The 20,857-nt window shown below is 38.5% G+C and carries 13 protein-coding genes and 1 pseudogene; 9 read left to right on the top strand and 5 right to left on the bottom strand.

What is annotated here, in order from left to right; all coding sequences use genetic code 11:
* Nucleotides 1-28 precede the first annotated feature (28 nt).
* Nucleotides 29-379 carry a DUF2750 domain-containing protein gene (locus RI844_RS18205; RefSeq protein WP_348396061.1) on the top strand — a complete coding sequence of 117 codons (351 nt, stop codon included), beginning with the start codon at nucleotides 29-31 and terminating at the stop codon, nucleotides 377-379.
* A gap of 61 nt (nucleotides 380-440) precedes the next feature.
* On the opposite strand, the gene RI844_RS18200 is transcribed toward RI844_RS18205, so the two are convergent.
* On the bottom strand, nucleotides 441-3,008 hold the full coding sequence (locus RI844_RS18200) for a beta-glucosidase (protein ID WP_348396060.1): 2,568 nt from the start codon (nucleotides 3,006-3,008) through the stop codon (nucleotides 441-443).
* A 410-nt stretch (nucleotides 3,009-3,418) separates the two neighbouring features.
* Between RI844_RS18200 and RI844_RS18195 the strand changes: the two genes are divergently transcribed.
* The 3 genes from RI844_RS18195 to RI844_RS18185 all read left to right on the top strand — a co-directional run bounded on the left by RI844_RS18195 (nucleotide 3,419) and on the right by RI844_RS18185 (nucleotide 9,802).
* Nucleotides 3,419-6,409: a TonB-dependent receptor gene (locus tag RI844_RS18195; protein WP_348396059.1), complete on the top strand. Its 2,991-nt coding sequence runs from the start codon at nucleotides 3,419-3,421 to the stop codon at nucleotides 6,407-6,409.
* Between the two features lie 331 nt (nucleotides 6,410-6,740).
* Nucleotides 6,741-8,303 (top strand): tryptophan halogenase family protein, encoded by a 1,563-nt coding sequence (locus RI844_RS18190; protein ID WP_348396058.1) that lies wholly within the window; start codon nucleotides 6,741-6,743, stop codon nucleotides 8,301-8,303.
* Nucleotides 8,273-9,802, top strand: a complete 1,530-nt coding sequence (locus RI844_RS18185) for a tryptophan halogenase family protein (protein ID WP_348396057.1) — start codon at nucleotides 8,273-8,275, stop codon at nucleotides 9,800-9,802. The genes RI844_RS18190 and RI844_RS18185 overlap by 31 nt, the downstream gene beginning before the upstream one ends.
* Nucleotides 9,803-9,823: 21 nt before the next feature.
* Here the strand turns inward: RI844_RS18185 and RI844_RS18180 are convergent, their stop codons facing one another.
* Nucleotides 9,824-10,735, bottom strand: coding sequence for a LysR substrate-binding domain-containing protein (locus RI844_RS18180; RefSeq protein WP_348396056.1), 912 nt, complete (start codon nucleotides 10,733-10,735; stop codon nucleotides 9,824-9,826).
* A 102-nt stretch (nucleotides 10,736-10,837) separates the two neighbouring features.
* Here RI844_RS18180 and RI844_RS18175 point away from each other — a divergent pair, with 102 nt between their 5' ends.
* Nucleotides 10,838-11,182 carry a hypothetical protein gene (locus tag RI844_RS18175; protein WP_348396055.1) on the top strand — a complete coding sequence of 115 codons (345 nt, stop codon included), beginning with the start codon at nucleotides 10,838-10,840 and terminating at the stop codon, nucleotides 11,180-11,182.
* Nucleotides 11,183-11,295: 113 nt separating this feature from the next.
* Nucleotides 11,296-11,385, top strand: a pseudogene (locus tag RI844_RS18170) (VOC family protein); the annotation flags it as partial.
* A 62-nt stretch (nucleotides 11,386-11,447) separates the two neighbouring features.
* Here RI844_RS18170 and RI844_RS18165 read toward each other — a convergent pair.
* Together RI844_RS18165 and RI844_RS18160 are read right to left on the bottom strand one after the other, a co-directional pair.
* Nucleotides 11,448-14,033, bottom strand: coding sequence for a glycoside hydrolase family 3 protein (locus tag RI844_RS18165; protein WP_405054426.1), 2,586 nt, complete (start codon nucleotides 14,031-14,033; stop codon nucleotides 11,448-11,450).
* Between the two features lie 26 nt (nucleotides 14,034-14,059).
* Nucleotides 14,060-15,313 carry a sugar MFS transporter gene (locus tag RI844_RS18160; protein WP_348396054.1) on the bottom strand — a complete coding sequence of 418 codons (1,254 nt, stop codon included), beginning with the start codon at nucleotides 15,311-15,313 and terminating at the stop codon, nucleotides 14,060-14,062.
* Nucleotides 15,314-15,690: 377 nt separating this feature from the next.
* Between RI844_RS18160 and RI844_RS18155 the strand changes: the two genes are divergently transcribed.
* The 3 genes from RI844_RS18155 to RI844_RS18145 all read left to right on the top strand — a co-directional run bounded on the left by RI844_RS18155 (nucleotide 15,691) and on the right by RI844_RS18145 (nucleotide 19,487).
* Entirely contained in the window at nucleotides 15,691-17,022 is a 1,332-nt protein-coding gene (locus tag RI844_RS18155) for a GH1 family beta-glucosidase (protein ID WP_348396053.1), read from the top strand.
* 45 nt (nucleotides 17,023-17,067) lie between these two features.
* Nucleotides 17,068-18,396, top strand: a complete 1,329-nt coding sequence (locus RI844_RS18150) for a glycoside-pentoside-hexuronide (GPH):cation symporter (RefSeq protein ID WP_348396052.1) — start codon at nucleotides 17,068-17,070, stop codon at nucleotides 18,394-18,396.
* A gap of 92 nt (nucleotides 18,397-18,488) precedes the next feature.
* The gene (locus RI844_RS18145; protein WP_348396051.1) at nucleotides 18,489-19,487 is read left to right on the top strand and encodes a LacI family DNA-binding transcriptional regulator; all 999 of its coding nucleotides are present in this window, start codon (nucleotides 18,489-18,491) and stop codon (nucleotides 19,485-19,487) included.
* On the opposite strand, the gene RI844_RS18140 is transcribed toward RI844_RS18145, so the two are convergent.
* Complete coding sequence (locus RI844_RS18140; RefSeq protein WP_348396050.1) at nucleotides 19,488-20,855, bottom strand: ADP-ribosylglycohydrolase family protein; 1,368 nt, start codon at nucleotides 20,853-20,855, stop codon at nucleotides 19,488-19,490. It lies immediately after the preceding gene.
* Nucleotides 20,856-20,857 lie beyond the last annotated feature (2 nt).

Here is a 20,857-nt window from a genome sequence, read left to right as displayed (position 1 = left end):
AGAAGATAAAATGTAACTAGGATTTTCAATGAGCAACCATTCACAAAAATTTTCAACATTTGTTGATACCGTAAATGAAGATGAGCAGTTATTTGCTTTACAAAACGAATCTGGTGATTGGGTTGTTTGTGACTCCGCAGAGTTCGAAAATAGCGATGTTATGCCGGTTTGGGCGAACAGCGAAACGGCTCAACAGTTTTGTTGTGATGAATGGCAGGACTATCAAGTCGCCAGTATTCATTTAGAGCAATTTTTAGAAGAATGGGTCAGCGATCTCAACGAAGATGGTGTTTTAGTTGGTGTTGACTGGCAAATGGATGCCGAAGGTGCTGAACTGGATGCAATTGAATTTGCAAAATTACTAGTGAAGGCGTTTTAATTTTCAAAGTTAAAACATGGTCGAGAACTGCTCGACCATTTTATCAATAATAGCTAATTTTTTATTGATGATAGTTAAAGCTTTGCTGAAGTCTAATATCTTCAACAGAAGCACCTAGCATTACCTCAAATTCACCACTTTCAGCAAGCCAGCCATTCGATTTTACATCCCAGAATGACAGGTCACGCTTACTTAATTGCATCTTAACCTGAGTACTTTCACCTGGCTGTAAAAAGACTTTGGCAAAGTTTTTAAGTTCTTTATTTGGCCGACTAACTGTTGATTGTGCATCATGTAAGTAAAGCTGCACCACCTCCGCGCCAGCCACTTTAGACGTATTTTTAACGGTCGCCATCACGGTTAATGTTTGCTCAGCATTAATGTCTTTATGACTAAGTTTAATGTCAGAATATTCAAACTTACTATAAGAAATACCATGCCCAAATGGAAACAATGGCTTTATATTTTGCTGTTCAAACCAGCGATAGCCTATATAAACACCTTCAGAATATAAAGATTCTTTTTCATTATAATCTTGTAAAGCAATAGGGGCAGTATCCTCAAGTTTCATTGGTAACGTGATTGGCATTTTACCACTTGGGTTTACTGCTCCAGTTAATACGTTAGAAAACGCCCTACCTGCCTCCATACCACCGTACCAGCCCCAGACTATTGTATTAGCTTGTTCCTCCCAAGGCATTTCTACAGCTGAGCCAGCAACTAAAAAGACCACAGTGTTTTTATTTACCGCCAATAGTTTAGCAACAACTTCATCCTGACTGCCTGGTAACTTCATAACAGTTCGATCAATAGATTCACGATCGTCGGCATGTGATAAACCGCCAAAATAAATGACTGCATCCGCCGCTTTAGCTGCAGCAATGTAATCATCTTCATCACTAAACAAGTTTCCAGGGGCATCCCAGCCTAAAGTAAAGCTATTATGACCATCATATTTAATTTCAAATTGATATTCTTGCTTAGCCGTAAGATCTATGACTTGTTCACTTACATCATCATTAAAATTGTTTAATCGAATGATTTCTTCACCATCAATGAATAATGAAAATCTTCCTTGTGCTGAAATTTTTAAGTTATGCTTTCCTGATTTCAGCGGCTCGATCTTTGCTTTCATAGTGATGTGTTGCTCTTCATTTCCATCTGTTGAAAATTTCGCATCAACAATCCAAGATTCACTAATAAGCTGTTCACGATTAGAATCTTTATACGATGAAATATTCCATGCAGGTGTTCCTGTCCAGTGTCTACTGGCGACATAGTCACTTGCAATTGGTGATAATTGGCTACTTTTAGCTCGCATCACCTGAATGTTGACATCATCCCCTAGTGCTTCTTGCAAGCCAGCTAAAGGGGTAATTTCATATAAAGATTTTACTTCTGATGAGCCACCGCCTGTACCATGCTTTTTATCTGCATTTGGACCAAGAACTAAAACATTTTTTATTTTGGTTTTATTAAGCGGTAAAACATTTAGCTCATTTTTTAATAGCACCACACCTTCTTCAGCTATCTTACGTGCTGCTAGTTGGTGCTCTTTTGTATTGCGCTGTCCTGACGCTCGATTTTGATCATACATACCTATTGAAAACTGTAACCTTAAGATGCGTCTCACTTTATCATCAAGCACCGACATGGCTACTTTGCCAGACTCAATCATTCGTTCTAAAGGTTTGGCTAAGTAATAGTCATCATAATTATCAACATCAGTCCCCATTTCTAAATCAAGGCCATTTACCGCCGCATCATAAGTATTTATATCAACATTCCAATCAGTCAAAAGAACCCCGTTAAAGCCCCACTCGCCTTTTAAAATATCCATTACTAAATGTTTACTTTGATTAGCATTACTGCCGTAATATTCATTATAAGCTCCCATCACTGAATACACATTTGCTTCTTTAATTGCATATTCAAACGCAGGTAAATAGACTTCTCTCAAAGTTCGCTCATCAGGCTTAGCATTAACCCCGGTTCGATTTAACTCTTGAGTATTTAAAGCGTAATGTTTAATCGTTGCTGCTACGTCATGTTCTTGTATCGCTTTAATTTGCGGAACAACAAGTTTTGCCGCAAGAATAGGATCTTCACCCATATATTCAAAATTACGTCCATATAAAGGTAAGCGAGCAAGGTTTACTCCAGGTCCTAATATCAGATCTTTTTCTCTATGCCTTGCTTCACTGCCTAATACATTGCCATGTAAAGCAGCCATATTTCGATCCCAACTAGCTGCAACTGAAGTAAGGTGCGGGAGATAGGTAGCATGATCATCAGTCCATCCTGCTGACCCCCAGTCATCTCTTTTAATTTGATGTCTTACCCCATGTGGACCATCAGAAAGCCACATTTCCTTAATGCCAACCCGTTCAATAGCATTAATATGAAATTTACCACTGGCATGCACCAAAGATATTTTTTCTTGCAGAGTTAATTTTGCCAATAAGCTATTAACATCTTGCTCAACCGAAGTTAATCTTTTCATTTTGAATTGTGCTGCTTTTTCTAAGCTCATTTGTTCAGGAACTTTCTGTACAGTATTTTTAACCTCAGCTTCACAAGCCAACAGCAGCAAAGCAGTTAACAAAAGTGCAATTGTTTTGAAGTTCATAGCAGCCTCTAAATATATAATAAATGTAAGATGTCGTTTTTTAACTCACGGATTAGACAGGTGTAAACAGACGCTAGCTTTTAATTTAAAAATAATAAATAACCCACACCAATGTAAGCGCTTACATAATAATGTACTATTTTAAATATAATTTCAACATTTTAATAATCTGAAAAATAGTTCAATAACCGTTTGATTTACAATGCTTTATTAATCATCATTTTGCATACAGTTAAATAAATAAAGTAAAAAACATGTTAAAAACAGTTGACGACTATGTAATATTAAATTACGTTATGTAAGCGCTTACAATATTTAGGCCTTTTAAAAAACCTTAAAATGTAAGCGCTTACAAAATTATTACACAGATATTCACTAAAACTAAAATAAAGCACTCTGGGGAGAGTAAAGTGAAAACAAGAACATTTAACAAGACTAAATTAGCAACAAGTTTGTCGTTAATATTGGGTGCATCAGTGGTACATACCGCATATGCTGCTGAAGAAGTAGTAATTGACGAAGCATCAGTAGAGGTTATCGAAGTCACTGGCATGCGTTCGAGTATTAAAGAATCTACTCGATTAAAACGTGATGCTGCAGGTGTTGTTGATGCTATTTCTGCGGAAGATATTGGTAAGTTTCCAGATACTAACTTAGCTGAGTCCTTACAGCGCATCACTGGTGTATCAATTGACCGTGCTAATGGTGAAGGTAGTAAAGTTACCGTTCGTGGTTTTGGTCCTGATTATAACATGGTGACGTTAAACGGCCGTACCATGCCATCTTCGTCGTTGCCTGCCGGCGGTGGTGTAGCCAATTCACGTGCCTATGATTTTTCCAACTTAGCATCAGATGCAGTTAAATCAGTTTCAGTTTACAAAACTGGCCGCGCAAGTATCGCTACAGGTGGTATAGGTGCAACAATCGATATTGTTACAGGTAAGCCGTTAGACGATCCAGGAACTCACGTTAGCGTTGGTGTAAAAGCTTTATCTGACACGACTAATCGTGTTGGAGATGATGTAACTCCAGAGTTTTCAACATTACTATCTTGGACAGATGACAATGAAGTGTTTGGTGCCTCTCTTACGGCCAACATGTCAGAACGTCACAGTTCAGCAACAGGTGCTTTTGTTAATCAATGGCGTACTAACCCTTATGATGGCACTATCCCTCAAGAACAAGATGGTACACCAGCAGTTTTAGTTAATGGTCCGGCAATGGATCAACTTTACTCAATGCCATCTGATTTGCGTTACTCAATTGCAGACAGGGAACGTACACGTACCAACGCGCAATTGACATTGCAATATCGTCCAATGGACAACTTAACAGCTACGCTTGATTATACTTACTCTGAGCAAGAGTTATTTGAAGCCCGTGCTGAACAATCTATTTGGATGGATACTTATAAATCAGCATTAGCTTTTGATGACAATACCGTTAAAACTCCAATTGGCTATCTAGAAGAACGTCGCGATCAAGCACCTAGAGATATTGGTCTAGCGGTTCAAGAATTAAATCAATTAAATGAAAACGACTCAATTGGTTTAAATTTAAGCTATGACGTAAATGATTATTTCAACATCACTTTAGATGCTCATGATTCTAGTGCAAAAAGTTCTCCTGATGCCGGTTACGGTAGTTGGGTAAATGCTGGTTTAGGCGCCAACGTTGTTGCAGCACAAGGTGTTGATTTTAGCAATGACTTGCCGACGATGATGATTGACTTTGATGACTGTAACGCTGACCGTGGTCTAAATTGTAATGGCGTTTTAGATCAAGACGATGTGGGTACATCAATTCTTGACATGAATGTTGCTCAACAAGAAACAGACATCAGCCAGTTCCGCTTAATTGGTACCTATGAATTTGATGAAGGCAGCATTGAGTTTGGTGTTGAAGCCCGTTCAATGGAAAGTCATTCATTACAATCACTTACCCGCCATACCATGGGTAACTGGGGTGTTGAAAATCCAGGTGAATTACCTGAAGGCTTCTTAAAACCAGTTAACTTTACCAGTGAATTTGATGACTACTCAACAAACGGCGCATTTAACCAAGGCTTCACCGGTAGCGCTTCACAAGTTGGTGCTTGGGCCGCAGGTGAATATGGTTTTGATTTTATCGCCGATGGTGCTTACGGTACTAACCGTACTATTGAAGAAGACGTTGCTGCAGCGTATGTACAGTTCAGTGTTGATGGTGAGTTAGGCGGTATGACTTATCAATTAACTGCTGGTGTTCGCTTTGAAAGCACTGATGTTACTTCATCTGCTAATGTAGACATTCCAAGTGCTGTAGCTTGGGAAGGTAACAACGACTTCAACGTACGTTTTGGTGATGCTAAACAAGACTTCTCAGCCGATGCCAGTTACGATCATTTACTACCAAGTTTTGATTTTGGTTTAGACGTGACTGATGAGATAAAAACTCGCATGTCGTACAGTAAAACGATTGCCCGTCCGACTTATGATCAATTAAGTGCTGCAGCTAGTGATGTAAGTGGCCCATCAGGCCCTACTATCATTGGCGGCTCTGAACTTGGTGGCGCATCAAATGGTAACCCTGGTTTAGTACCACTGGAATCAGATAACTTTGATTTATCATTAGAGTGGTACTTCGCTGAAACAAGTTATGCGTCTATTGGTTATTATGAAAAACGCGTCAGCAACTTTGCAGGTCGTCAACCAGTTGAAGAAAATGTTTATGGTTTAACTGATGCTACTGCTGGTCCTCGTGCACAAGCGGCAGAACAAGCACTAATCGACCAAGGTATAGAAGTAACTGATACCAACCTATTCTCTATGGTTGCAGCGATGGAAAATGGTGTTCCGTTTGATTCAATGACAGGGGAAGAGTTTGAAAATGCATACGATGTAATACCAAATGCGGATGATCCTGAAATGATGTTCAATGTTGTTAAATTTGTGAATAACAAAGAAGCAAAAATTGATGGTATTGAGTTTGCGGTACAACACTTCTTTGGTGAAACAGGTTTTGGCGTACAAGCTAACTATACTACCGTTAATGGTGACATTGGTCATGACGTAGATGGTGATCCTACAGTTACTCAATTTGCGCTTGTTGGTTTAAGTGATACTGCCAACTTAGTATTGATGTATGAGAAAGGTGATTTTCAAGCTCGTATCGCTTACAACTGGCGCGACGAGTTCTTAAATACTCCGGCTCAATACCTTAATGAACCGGGCTTTACTGAAGAGTACTCACAAATCGACTTTAATGTTGCTTATCAAGCAACTGAGAAATTATCAGTATTTTTCGAAGGTATTAATATTACTGAAGAAGATACTCGTACTCATGGTCGATACAGCGCACAATTATGGAATCTAGAAGAGCAAGGCGCACGTTATGCCTTAGGTGCACGTTATACGTTCTAAGCTTGCCATAGAAGTAAACTAGAATGTAATTTAAGCCGCTAAGTTATTTATTAATTTATGCGGCTTTTTTCTAACTTAAGTAATAAATTAAAAACATAGAAAATTTTTAAAAGAACCCATATACGTAAAAAATTATTCAATTATCTGAAGGTAATGACTAATACTAGTACGAATAATGAGTTACTCAATGAGTAGATAATTATACAGATTGGTATAATCCTACCCTGAAAATTTACTTCTGGATTATCGAGTATAAATACCGCTATATTAATTTATTAAAATCAATATTTGGGTTCTTTTCAAAATATTTTGACTACACGGATAAAGCAGTATGGATAAGCCGATAAAGAAAATAGTCATTGTAGGTGGCGGCTCAGCGGGTTGGATTAGCGCAGGAGTGCTTGCTGCAGAGCATATGGCAAACTCGCCCAAAGGTATTGAAGTTACCCTAATTGAGTCACCGATGGTTAAGTCAATTGGTGTTGGTGAAGGTACTTGGCCTTCTATGCGAAACACTTTAAATAAAATTGGCATAAGTGAACTGGAATTTATCTCACAATGCGACGCTTCCTTTAAGCAAGGTTCAAAGTTTGTTGGCTGGTGTGATGGTCAGTCAGATGACTTTTATTATCACCCATTTATGACTCCTGAAGGTTATACACAAGTAAATTTGCACGCTGGATGGCAGTCAGTCAATAAAAATACTAACTATGCTGATACGGTAAATATGCAAAGCCATGTTTGCCAAGCGGGTCTGGCACCTAAACAACTTGCTACCCCACAATATGCTGCAGTAACAAACTACGGTTACCATTTAGATGCAGCTAAATTTGCCTCTCTTTTACAAAAGCATTGCACCACAAAACTAAATGTAAATCATATTTTAGACCATGTTGTTGCTATTAATTCGGCTGAAAATGGTGATATCGCCTCGATAAGTACAAAACAATCGGGCGATATAAGTGGTGATTTATTTATTGATTGCACAGGAACATCGTCATTATTACTTGGCAAGCATTACAATATCCCTTTTATCGATTGCAAAGATGTGCTGTTTAATGACTCGGCATTGGCAGTACAAATTCCTTACAGTGATGACAGTGACAGTATTGCTTCAGCAACGATATCAACCGCACAAACTGCGGGCTGGATATGGGACATAGGCTTGCCGACAAGACGCGGAGTTGGCCACACCTATTCAAGCGCCCATATGAACGACGATGAAGCCGAAAGAATATTAAGAGAATATATCGCCACCACAGCCAATACTGATATAAGCCAATCAATTGAACCTCGGAAAATTTCGTTCAGACCAGGTCATTATCAAAAGTTTTGGCATAAAAACTGTGTTGCTATCGGTATGTCTTCGGGCTTTCTTGAGCCACTGGAAGCGTCGGCTCTAGCGCTTATTGAACTTGCCACAACCATGATCAGCGAACAATTACCAACAAATCGTGCTCATATGGAAATAGTCGCCAAACGTTATAATGAAAGATTTGACTACCGATGGCAGCGAGTCATTGAATTCCTTAAACTTCATTATGTGTTAAGTCGACGTAATGATTCTCAGTACTGGCGTGATAATAAGTCAGCCAATACTATTCCAAGTCGTTTACATGAGCTACTGACGTTATGGCAACACCAGCCCCCTAGTCGATATGATTTCGTTCAAAATGAAGAAGTTTTTCCTTCCGCAAGTTATCAATACGTATTATATGGCATGGGATTTAATACCAAGTTACGAGATACTGAAAATCGCTATGCCAATATCGACGTTGCTAAAAAAATATTCAACGACGGTGAATTAAAACTGCATAAATATCTTGCAGGCTTACCCACTAACAGGGATTTAATTAATCATTTATGTCAACAACACGAAACAAATCAAAGATAGAGGGTAATATTTTGAACAGTAATAAAATTCAAAACGTTGTTATTGCCGGAGGTGGCACATCTGGTTGGATGGCAGCGGCGGCATTATCAAAACTGTTAGGAAAAAATTTAAATATTACCCTGGTAGAATCAGATGATATTGGCACGGTTGGCGTCGGAGAAGCAACAATCCCGCCAATAAGAACATTTCATAAATTACTTGGCATAAATGAGCAAGAGTTCATGAAAGCAACTCACGCAACATTCAAGCTAGGTATTGGTTTTGAAAATTGGGGCAAAATAGATGATGACTACGTCCATTCATTTGGTATTACTGGCAAAGAGTGTTGGGCGGGTGAATTTCATCATTTCTGGTTACATGGACTAAATAAAGGTATTCAATCAGATTTTGGTGAATATTGTTTTGAATTACAGGCGGCAAAAGCCGGAAAATTTGCCCTGTCTAAGCAGATGCCAATTAATTATGCCTACCATCTGGATGCAACTATTTATGCTCAGTATTTACGAAAATTTTCACAAAAGAACGGTGTTAATAGGGTTGAAGGTAAAATTACCAAAGTAATTAAAAATAAACAAACAGGTGAAATAGCCTCACTCACATTAGAGTCTGGTGAGATTGTAAATGGCGATTTCTTTATCGATTGTACTGGCTTTAGAGGCTTGCTAATTGAACAAGCTTTGCATACTGGCTATGAAGACTGGTCACATTGGTTGCCTTGTGACAGTGCCGTTGCTGTACAAACCAAAGCTGTTTCTGCCCCTATTCCTTATACTCGTTCAATAGCCCACGATGTGGGTTGGCAATGGCGTATCCCATTACAGCACCGAGTTGGCAATGGTCTAGTTTATTGCAGTCGCTATATGTCTGACAAGTCAGCTACTGAAAAATTACTGGCTAACATTCAAGGTGACACAATTACTGAGCCAAGAGTGATCAAATTTAAAACAGGTCGTCGCCGTAAAGGCTGGAATAAGAACTGCGTTGCATTAGGCTTATCCAGTGGCTTTCTCGAACCTTTAGAGTCGACCAGTATCCACTTGATCATGTCGGGAATAATTCGCTTAATGCGTCTATTCCCATTTGATGGCATACAACAATCGGCCATAGATGAATACAACAGTAAATTAAATTCTGAACTCGAAGCCATTCGCGATTTTATCATTTTGCATTACCATGTGAATCAAAGAGATGACTCTGAATTTTGGCGTTATTGTAAAGACATGGAGATCCCTGCTTCTTTACAACATAAAATTAATTTATTCAAAGAAACTGGTCGGGTATTTTTAGATGACGGTGATATCTTTCGGGTAGATTCCTGGACGCAAGTTATGCTTGGCCAAGGACTGATGCCTAAGCAATATCATAAAATTGCCGATATCATGAATGATGCAGAATTAAACAAGTTTTTAAATGGTATCAAATCATCAATAAGTAATGCCGTACAACAGTTACCTACTCATAGTGAGTTTGTTGAGCGATATTGTAAGTCGACGATGTAATTACTGAATTACCAACAACGATTAGAGTACGTCTAAATCGGAGAATGACTCTCGCAACTTGGGAACTAACCAGTCTTCAAATAGTTTAACTTTATTCCATGAAAACTGTTGCTCTGGTGCTACAAGATAAAGTGAATAAGGACTTTTACTGGAATAATTGAGTAGTTTAACCAATAGACCCGCACGCAAATATTCCATTACTAGGCTACTGTTGACTAACAAGAAACCACGCCCTTGAACGGCACTGTCAATCAAGGGCAGTGCGTCATTGGATTGAAGTACAGGTACTAAGGTTTCATATTTAAGATTTACACTTTTACAGTAGTATTTAAATTTCTCCTGTATATCTGGACTCGTGTCCTCTATCCATGGCAAATTAAATACTTGCTCAGGGTTATCCTTATTAGTGCCAGCTACCAGCTTAGGGCTTGCAACAAAAATAAGATTATCGTCGTAGATTTTCTTCTGTATTACTTCAGAATAACCTCCTAATCCCATACGAATTGCCAAATCAATACTTGATTGCTTAAAATCTATAAGTTCACTGGATGGAGCAAGCTGTACCATTATTTCTGGGTGTAATTTTTGGAACTCCACAAGCCTGGGTATCAACCATAGAGAGCTAAATGAATGTACTGTAGAAATGCGTAATACTTGTGGGTTTGGGTCACCTGTGACGCTTTGTATACCACAGGAGAATTCTTCAAATGCTCTTTGTATAAAAGGTAAAAGTGTTCTGCCTTTTTCGGTAAGCATTGTTTGTTTATTTGAGCGTTCAAACAATTTAGATTGTAAGTTATCTTCTAACAATCGAATTTGTTGGCTGACTGCCGCTTGTGTCACATTAAGTCGTTCGGCTGCCTGTTTAAAGTTTTTAGATTGTCCAGCTGCCAGAAAAAACTGCAGAGATTTCAGTGGTGGCAAATATTTCATACTTAAGATTTTCTTAACTAAACTTAATTTAATATCGTTTGTTTTTTAAGCTTATCATATCTAATCTATTATCTACACCTAAGAGATGAAGCGAGAATATAAGTGACAAACGCAACAATAAATATCTTTAAAAACATTGCATTAATAAGTATTTTTTTATTTTTAAACCTAGCTAATGCTGAACATATTACTGTAGACACAGCAAACAAATACCCCTATAACGATCTAATTAATCGAACTGATGATGTTAAAGTTTTCTACACTAATAACGATGAAAAGTTCAGCTGTAAAGTTGAAATAGTTTTAGACAAGATGAAGTGGGTATCTACGGAAAAGAAAATTAGTAAAGAATTTTTTTATAATGATCCTCTATCTAATTGTCTATCACGAGATAAAGCAAAACAGATACTATTTCAAACGTTTCTTGAGTTTGGGCAAGGTTTGTAATGAGTAGCTTCGATTATGCTTATAGATACATTTTCAACTGTCAGTCATGGCGCAAGATTGGCTTTTACTGTTGGCTTACCATACACAAGGAAATTTAATGAATTTAAATCAAGTTACATTACCCATCAGGTAATAAAATTAAACTGTATTGGGCAGGAGAAAATCGTATTAACCCGCCTTGGCGGGTCAAAATTTGTAACTAACAAGATACCGCAGCGATACTTAACTGCGGTTCATGCGTGCAACGATAAACAAGGCCAAATTACTAACAGCTAATAGAAGCTTGTTCAGCGCTCTTAGGTCTAAGTTTTATATCAGCAAACGATAACGTTATTTCATCATTACTAGATAATACAAAAACCTTATTTATTCTCGCCATATTGGCACCACTTTCAATAAAACAATTCAAATCGACGCTAAGTTCTTGCCATTCATTGACCGGCATATCGGCAATTTTGCGACTAATATCTACCGTGCCTAAACAGTCTTTTTCACAATGCATTTCAAGCATAACCTTGGCTGTAGTTGATTGCTCTTTATCTTTACGCAAAGAAAAAGTAATTGTTGCACTGTTTTCTGCATATGAGCGTAAATCCTCAACAAAGTTACTTTTTAAGCCTACCTCTCCTTTGCCGTTCCCGGTGAATGTAATGGTACGAGCATCTTCTTGTACGCTCTTATCCATGGTTTTAAGTTTTATCGCAGGCATTTCGACAATTGAACTTGTAACCAGTTCTGATTCACCACCTGAAGATATACTCATTTTCCATGGTGTTTTGGCAACTTGCTCAAACAACACTAACTCTCTGCTAATATTATTATCTTTTGCAACAATTTCATTCAAGTCATCTGCTAACACATTTTCATCGCGATACTCTAAACCAAAGCCATAAGGTAGTAATGGGTCATAAGTTGTGTCAAAGCGATTTAGGACTGCTTGAAGAGCTGATTTTGGCCAAGAAAAAGATAACTTCCCTTTAAAATCGTAATTAATCGTACCATCAGCTTTGGTAAATAATACTTCACTTACCCCACTCCCCTCACTGCCGGGCAACCATGCAGCAACAAAAGCATTTGAAGCATTTAATTCAGCATTCACCCACATAGGGCGTCCTGAAATAAATACCGAGATAACAGGAATACCTTGTGCTTTTAACTTCTTCAATAGCGCTAAATCTTTTTTATTGCCACGTTGATAATCTAAATTAGCTATATCGCCTGTGCCTTCAGCGTACGGCTCCTCACCAAATACAACAATAGCAACATCAGGTTTAGTGCTGAATTCACCATCAACTGCTAATTCAATATTACCACCAGCAGCACTTACAACTTGTTCAAAGCCGGCATAAATAGATGTAGCTCCAGGAAAGTCAGAATTTGCATTGCCAGTTCCTTGCCAGGTCACTGACCAACCGCCAGATTGTTTGCCGATATTATCGGCGCCGTCGCCAGCAACTAAAATAGTTGCTTTCGGGTTTAGTGGTAATATGTTGTCTTTGTTTTTAAGTAACACTAAAGATTCACGCACAGCTTGGCGAGCTACTTCTCGATGTGGCGCAGCGCCAATTAATTCAACTTTACCTGATACCGCACGATTAGCAGGACTTGGTTTATCGAATATACCAGCACGAAGTTTTACTCTTAAAATACGGCTTACGGCATCATCAATTCGTGCTTGTGGAATTTCTCCCGATATAACTTGCGCAATGGTGTTTTCGTATAAGGGTTTCCAAGCATCTGTTGGCACCATAAAGATATCTAAACCAGCATTCACTGTTTGGCTACAATTTTCATTAGTACAACCAGGAATTTGTCCATGACCATTCCAATCACCAACAACAAAACCATCAAAGCCCATTTTCTCTTTTAACACTGTGGTTAACAGGTATTTATTACCGTGGTTTTTTTCACCATGCCAACTATTAAACGACGCCATAACTGACTGTGCGCCAGCTGTTAAGCCGCCTACGTAACCTTGGCCATGAATATCAAATAATTCTTGCTCGGTAGCAATATTATTACCTTGGTCATCTCCTTCTTCGGTACCGCCATCGCCTAAGAAGTGCTTAATGGTTGAAATTACACGAGAATCCCCTAAAAAGTCTTTATCAGCGTGACCTTGCAAGCCCTTAACTATAGATGCCGAATACTCACGTACTATTTCAGGATCTTCAGAATAGCCTTCATATGCTCGCCCCCAGCGGTCATCTCTGACAACAGCAACAGTTGGTGCAAACACCCAATCTATCCCCGTAACCATTACTTCTGTAGCGGTTACCGCAGCTATCTTTTCAATAAGCTCAGGATTATTTGCCGCGCCTAAACCAATATTGTGTGGGAATAAAGTAGCACCAATAACATTGTTATGGCCATGCACCGCATCGGTGCCCCATATAGTTGGAATGCTAGAACCATCTATAGAATCATCAACTGATGCTTGATAAAGGTCTTCGGCTAGTTTTATCCAATCGCTTGGTGTTGCGTGCTTATCATTGTTTGGAAATGCCCCACCACCATTTAAATAAGAGCCGAAGCCATATTTACGCATATCTTCGACCGTTATATCGCGAATTTCAGGCTGGATCATCTGCGCCACTTTTTGCTCAAGTGTCATGGTTGATAAGATATCTTTTATTTTTTGCTCTAGCTTGGCATCTTTTTTAACAGGCATATTCAACTTCGGCCAAATATCAATATTTTGAGCAATATTACTGCCATTTATTGATACATCGGCTTCGTTTACTTGCTCGCTTTTAGGTACATCAGAACAGGCTGTAAGAAATGCTGCACTTGCTAGCATCATTACTTTTGCAACCTGGTTTAAATTATTATTTATAATTAGATTATTCATAAGTTTCTGTCTCTTGATATACTTTTTTAAAATTTTGGTTTTGAACCTACCAACCCATAATAAGCAATAAAGCCATAACACAAGATTGGTAAGAAGAAAGAATTTTGCACGCCGATAGAATCAGCTAAAGCGCCCTGAACTAGCGGGATAATTGCGCCACCAACAATTGCCAAGCACAATATGCCAGAGCCTTGCGATGTATGCTTGCCTAAACCAGTTACAGCTAGCGAGAATATTGTTGGGAACATCACTGAGTTAAATAAACCTACTAACAGTATGGACCACATTGCTAGTTGCCCTGACGACAACATAGAAATAAGTACTAACAATACCGCAGTACTGGCATTAAATGCCAATACTTTACCTGCTGGAACTTTTTGCATTACACCAGCTCCAATAAAGCGCCCTACCATAGCCCCGCCCCAATAATAGGCGATGTATTTTGCCGCATTAGATTCTGATAAACCGCCTATATTAGGGTCTGTAAAAAAGTTTACCAAAAAGCTACCAATGGCAACTTCAGCGCCCACATAAACAAAAATTCCAACTGCACCTAATACTAGGTGAGAGTACTGCCATGCACTACCGGTGGTATTAGAAACTTCATCATGCTCTTGTTCATCTTCAATATGCGGTAATTTCAGCAATGCAAAAATAGCCGCCAGCAATAATAATACTGCAGCAAGAAATACGTATGGCATTTGTACCATAGCCGCTTTTTCTTGGGCTGTAGCCATTGCATTAGCGACTTCATCTAAAATTAAATAAGCACCAAAAAAAGGAGCAACGGTAGTTCCTAAAGAGTTAAAGGCTTGTGTCATGGTTAAGCGAGATGATGCCGTTTCCGCCTTTCCTAAACAACTAACATAAGGATTTGCCGATACTTGCAAAATAGTAATACCTGAAGCAAGTATAAATAATGCCATTAAAAATACAGGATAACTATGCATAGATGCGGCAGGATAAAAACCTAAGCAACCAACAGCCGCAACCACCAAGCCGACAACAATACCTTTTTGATAGCCAAGAGTTTTAACCAACTTTCCAGCAGGAATAGAAACTACAAAATAGGCCCCAAAAAAACAAAATTGTACTAACATTGCTTGGGTGAATGTTAAGTCAAAAATGCCTTTTAAGTGTGGAATTAAAATATCATTTAAGCAGGTAATGAACCCCCACATGAAGAATAAAGATGTGAGTGATGTTAAGGCAAAATTATAGTTACCTGTTGTGCTATTTGATACTGCGGCGTTTGTAGTTGGTATATTTACACCAGCCATATGGTTTTCCTCTTTAACTCTGTTTGAGCAATTCGATGGCATTAGAATAATTTTAACCTAATGATCACAAATCGTATTTTATATTGTTGAAGCTTAAAGTTGACCTTTGGTTAATTAAACGTTAACCTAAATCATGTAAGCGCTTTCATTTATACCACAAAATTGCTCAATAGCAATTTTTTTTAACAACTTAATGTAAGCGCTTTCATGTGATAGGTACGTATTTACATAATAAAAATAAATTATTTAGCGATACACGATAGTACATATTTGCATTCGAGCCGGAAGACGCTGATATGCGCAACTCAATTAACCTGATAATTGCTGAGTTTCGCATGACTTAACATAAAATTATAAACTAGGACTAGATGTCTGTTATGAAAATTTCATTACCTCAAAATTCAAAAATGCTGCGCAAAGAATTTCTCTATGGCGTTGCTACTGCTTCTTTTCAGATAGAAGGCGGAATTGACTCTCGTTTGCCATGTATTTGGGATACCTTCTGTGCAAAAGAAGGGACAGTAGCAGATAAAAGCGACGGTAGTGTTGCCTGTGATCATTACAACTTATGGCAACAGGATATTGAGCTAATTGAATCTCTTGGCGTGGATGCATATCGATTATCAATTTCTTGGCCTAGAGTAATGAACCAAGATGGTAGTGCCAATCAAACAGGTTTAGATTTTTACATCAATTTGTTAGATGGCCTTAATGCTAAAGGCATTAAACCTTTTGTCACTTTGTACCATTGGGACTTACCACAACATTTAGAAGATAATGGCGGCTGGCTAAATAGAGAAACCGCCTATAAATTTGCTGAGTATACTGAACTAGTGACAAAAGCATTAGGTAGAAGAGTCCACTCTTATGCCACATTTAATGAACCTTTTTGTAGTGCATATTTAGGTTACGAAGCTGGTATTCATGCGCCAGGTTTAGTTGGTAAAGAATTTGGTCGCAAAGCCGCTCATCATATACTGCTTGCTCATGGTTTGGCCATGGACGTACTGAATAAATATAGTCCAGATAGCATGAATGGTATTGTTTTAAACTTTACCCCTGCCTACCCGGCAACAAACTCAACTGAAGATTTAGCAGCAACTAAATTTGCTGATGATTACAATAATCAATGGTACATAAAACCGCTATTTGATGGCTGCTATCCAGACACTATTAACTTATTAGATGAAGCTCATAAACCGGATATTATTGACGGTGACATGGATATAATTTGCAAAAAAATAGACTTTTTAGGGATCAATTTTTATACCCGAGAAGTGTTTAAAGCCGATGATGTTGAACCGTTTGTAGTAGTTCCACCTGAACATGTGCCACTGACCGATATGGGCTGGGAAATATACCCACAAGCATTTACCGAGTTATTAACAACATTAGACGACTTATACGACTTACCACCGGTATATATCACTGAAAATGGCTGTGCGATGCCAGATACAATAAAAGATGACGTGGTTGATGATCAAAATCGAATTGCATATTACCAGCAGCATTTAAATGCATTAAATGATGCTATCGAGCAAGGCGTAGATGTTAAAGGTTATTTTGCCTGGAGTTTAATGGATAACTTTGAATGGGCACTAGGTTACAGCAAACGATTTGGTATAGTCTATGTAGACTATGAAACTCAACAGCGTACGGTCAAAGCAAGCGGCAAAGCATATAGAGAACTGCTTGCAAAACGGACATAAATTTAAAAATAATAATAACAGAATAGATACGATAAAGGGGCAGTAATGTTATCAGTAAAAGAAAAAGTTGCTTATGGATTAGGTGACACCGCCAGTAATATTATTTGGCAAACGGTAATGATGTTTTTATTGGTTTATTATACCGATGTTGTTGGGCTAGCACCTGCAGCCGTTGGGACTATGTTTTTATTAGTACGCGTTGTTGATGCTGTTACCGACCCATTAATGGGCGCAGTTGCCGATAGAACACGAACTAAATATGGTCAGTTTCGTCCTTATCTCGTTTGGCTAGCACTTCCTTTTGGCTTGATCAGTGTGCTTGCCTTTACCACGCCAGATTTTTCCGACAGTGGTCGCCTAATATATGCCTTCGTCACTTATACATTGTTGATGATGGTATATACAGCTATTAACATCCCCTACTCTGCACTTGGTGGGGTTTTAACCGCAGACCCGAAAGAACGTGTAACAGTACAAACATATCGCTTTATTTTTGCCATGCTAGGCGGTGCTTTCATTGCCGCTTGTACCATGCCGATGGTTGAGTATTTTGGTAATGGTGATAATGCTAAGGGTTACCAGTTAACCATGATCGTTATGAGTATCATGGGTGTTGTTATGTTTTTGCTTTGCTTTGCCGGAACGAAAGAGCGAATTGTAACCCCGATAGCACAGAAATCGAGTTTTAAAGAAGATTTCAAATCACTTTGGCAAAATGATCAATGGCGTATTTTATGCCTAGCTGCAGTATCATTATTAACAGGTCAAATTTTACGATTTTCATTGTCAGTCTATTACGTAAAATATTTTCTCGGACGTGAAGACTTAGTATCGGCTTTCATCACTTTAGGAATGATCGGCAGTATCGCAGGCGTTGCTCTAGCTCAGCCGTTAGCGAAGAAAGTGTGTAAAATTAAAGCCTATATTACCCTGCAAACCATTGCGGCAATTATTTGTGCACTCAGTTACTTTATTGGCAGTGAACAAATTGCTCTGGCTTTTGTCGTGTTCTTCTTATGGCGATTTTTCCTTGAAATGGCAACGCCATTACTTTGGGCAAAAATGGCTGATACTATTGATTACGGGCATTGGAAAACAGGCATTAGAATCACCGGTATCGTCTATTCATCAGTGGTATTTTTTATCAAACTAGGGCTTGCCTTAGGTGGTGCTTTAGCTGGTTGGTCGCTTGCTTATTACGGTTATCAAGCCGATATGGAACAAACAGCAGCAACAAAACAAGGCATTTTGTTATCATTTACCTTATTCCCTGCGATTGGCTCTTTATTGGTTGCTTTCATCATGCGCTGGTATATTTTAGATGATAAAAAAGTTGCAGAAATTCATCAGCAACTTAATCCCGTTACTGGTTAATTTGAATGGAATTATGCTACAGTGTCGCGCATGACAAAGTTATAATTTCTCTATTAATTATTTAGTTTAATAACTCTAAGGATTAGCGTTAAATGGCCACAATTTATGAAGTCTCGGAATTAGCGGGTGTATCACTTGCAACCGTTTCGCGAGTAATGAATAACAATGCAAAAGTAAGTGAAAAAACACGTACTAAAGTATTGGATGCCATGGAAACATTAGGTTATCGCCCTAACGCTATTGCCCAGTCTTTGGCCTCTAATCGCACCAATAGTGTTGGTGTGTTAGTGTCAGAATTACATGGTGGATTTTTTGGCTTCATCATGGACGGCATTGAAAACGAACTACGTTTAGCCAACAAGCATATTATCATTACCACAGGTCATAGTGATGAAGCACAAGAAAAAAGTGCTATTGAATTTTTAATTAGCCGTAAATGTGACGCGCTAATATTACTCACTGACTCTGTTCCTGATGATTACCTTATTAGTATTTCTAAAACAATTCCTACGGTATTAGTTAATCGCAAGGTTGAGCGCATTAGCGAGAACTGCATTAGTTTAAATAATGAACAAGGTGGTTATTTAGCAACAAAAGCGTTAATTGAAAATGGTCATAAGCATATTGCTTACATTGCCGGTCCTGACTGGAAAGTTGATTCACATGATCGCCTTTTAGGTCATCAACGGGCGCTTAAAGAACATGGTATAAGCTATCAACCGGAGCTTTTCTTTCAAGGTGACTTCAATGAAGATACCGGCTTCGATGGTTTTAACGAATTAACCAAAGCTAAGTTAACATTTACCGCTCTAGCTTGCGGTAATGATGAAATGGCTTCAGGTGCTATGAAAGCGGCAAGAAAGCAAGGGTTAGATTTACCCCAAGACTTATCTATTGTCGGTTTCGATAATAATATGTTTGCCAGCTATTTATATCCAGAGCTAACCACAGTTGATAACTCAGCGTATTTGATGGGTAAAATGGCAACCGATATTATTTTGAAAAGTGTTTATAAACAAGATGATATTGCCATTAAAAATGTGTTCGAACCTAAGCTAGTTAAACGAAACTCAATTAAGGTTTTATCATAATTATTTTTCAGTTAATGGTATTTTCCAGCTATTTCCATCTGCGCTCAACTCCCCACCCATTTGCTCGACTACAACGTTATCGATAATATCCAAACCACGCTCTGCCATAAACTCGAGCGTATCTTCACCGGCTTTATCTGGCGTTCGATCAGGAAAATTACGTCTTGTTCTGTGTATCCAATAAGTATCAGATAAACTATATTGCTCGAACGCTTTTTCAACTCCTTGTTTACCAAGCATGAATCCTAATAACCCACCCCATGTTGCTGTTGGGTTATCTGAATCCCAGCCTACTAATGAACCAATTTGAATCGTTCTCTTAATATCACCTTCACCATAAAAAAGGCTTACTAAACTCGCCGCAAAATTAATACCGGCTTCGAATGGATCTTGATAGCTATAGTTATCTAATTTTTCAATTTGATAACGTTGATAAACTTGATCACGGGTTTTTTCCCAATTATTTTTATCCGGATTATTTTCATATGAGACTTTAATAAAGTCATACATTTTTGCCACTGTTGATGACTTGGGCAAATACTGCCTTGCCTGCTCAGCAAGCCATTGGGTTTGTTGCTTCATTGATAAATTATCGTCAACGCTGGACGCTAATGAATGCATTACTACATAAAATTCAGCAGCCCATTCTGCTTCATGTTTGGCTGAGGTTCTTATTGGCAAGTGGGCAATTTTTAATGCTACATCAGCCCTGGCAGGTGCTAACAATCCAAAAACTTCCGTTGTTAATTGCGCATCAATCATCATATATTTGCTATTATTTTCAGGCTCGCTCGTGTCAGGAGGCAGCATCCCCTTTGTCATTAAAATTCTAGCCTGTTGATTTGATTCCCATAAAAAATTTTCAATGACCGGCTGTGAGTCAGTAAACTTTTTAAAGAGCGGGGCTTCAGTTTCAGAATAGATATGAGTTAACCAGCCATCCCGTATCTGCTCAGCGGAGAGCATACTGCTTTGGTGTTTTTCATGTAAATAATAATACATATACTCAATATCTGTATCGTCATCGGCTCCCCAAGGCTGGCCTGTTTGTTCAAAATAAAAATCAATAAGATCTGCATGGGGTACGCCTTCGCCCCACACTGCGGGAAGGTCTCTTGTTCCCCAATCAGCGTCGGTGTAAAATGGCATGGTTTCTGGTGTGCCAACTTTATCCATTTCGGTGATCAAACCGGTCCAATTAGCAATATTTTGTCCAAGCCAAAAGCCATGCAACTTTTCTTTGTAATCGCTTTTCAAAATGACTATTGTGTCACTACTTGCTTTTCCTTCGATATTCTTTCTCGAATCGAAGCAGCCCCAAACCGTGCTAACTAATGTGAAATAAATAATATATTTAAAAATCTTCATAC

The sequence above is a fragment of the Thalassotalea fonticola genome (assembly GCF_032911225.1).
In the GTDB taxonomy this organism is placed as follows: domain Bacteria; phylum Pseudomonadota; class Gammaproteobacteria; order Enterobacterales; family Alteromonadaceae; genus Thalassotalea_A; species Thalassotalea_A fonticola.
This window is presented reverse-complemented; position numbering and strand designations above follow the sequence as displayed.

What these genes read in the sequence shown, in the direction of transcription:
- RI844_RS18200 (WP_348396060.1), bottom strand. Translation starts at nt 3,008, where the DNA reads ATGAACTTCAAAACAATTGCACTTTTGTTAACTGCTTTGCTGCTGTTG.
- RI844_RS18180 (WP_348396056.1), bottom strand. Translation starts at nt 10,735, where the DNA reads ATGAAATATTTGCCACCACTGAAATCTCTGCAGTTTTTTCTGGCAGCT.
- RI844_RS18205 (WP_348396061.1), top strand. Translation starts at nt 29, where the DNA reads ATGAGCAACCATTCACAAAAATTTTCAACATTTGTTGATACCGTAAAT.
- RI844_RS18145 (WP_348396051.1), top strand. Translation starts at nt 18,489, where the DNA reads ATGGCCACAATTTATGAAGTCTCGGAATTAGCGGGTGTATCACTTGCA.
- RI844_RS18185 (WP_348396057.1), top strand. Translation starts at nt 8,273, where the DNA reads ATGTCAACAACACGAAACAAATCAAAGATAGAGGGTAATATTTTGAAC.
- RI844_RS18140 (WP_348396050.1), bottom strand. Translation starts at nt 20,855, where the DNA reads ATGAAGATTTTTAAATATATTATTTATTTCACATTAGTTAGCACGGTT.
- RI844_RS18150 (WP_348396052.1), top strand. Translation starts at nt 17,068, where the DNA reads ATGTTATCAGTAAAAGAAAAAGTTGCTTATGGATTAGGTGACACCGCC.
- RI844_RS18160 (WP_348396054.1), bottom strand. Translation starts at nt 15,313, where the DNA reads ATGGCTGGTGTAAATATACCAACTACAAACGCCGCAGTATCAAATAGC.
- RI844_RS18155 (WP_348396053.1), top strand. Translation starts at nt 15,691, where the DNA reads ATGAAAATTTCATTACCTCAAAATTCAAAAATGCTGCGCAAAGAATTT.
- RI844_RS18165 (WP_405054426.1), bottom strand. Translation starts at nt 14,033, where the DNA reads ATGAATAATCTAATTATAAATAATAATTTAAACCAGGTTGCAAAAGTA.
- RI844_RS18190 (WP_348396058.1), top strand. Translation starts at nt 6,741, where the DNA reads ATGGATAAGCCGATAAAGAAAATAGTCATTGTAGGTGGCGGCTCAGCG.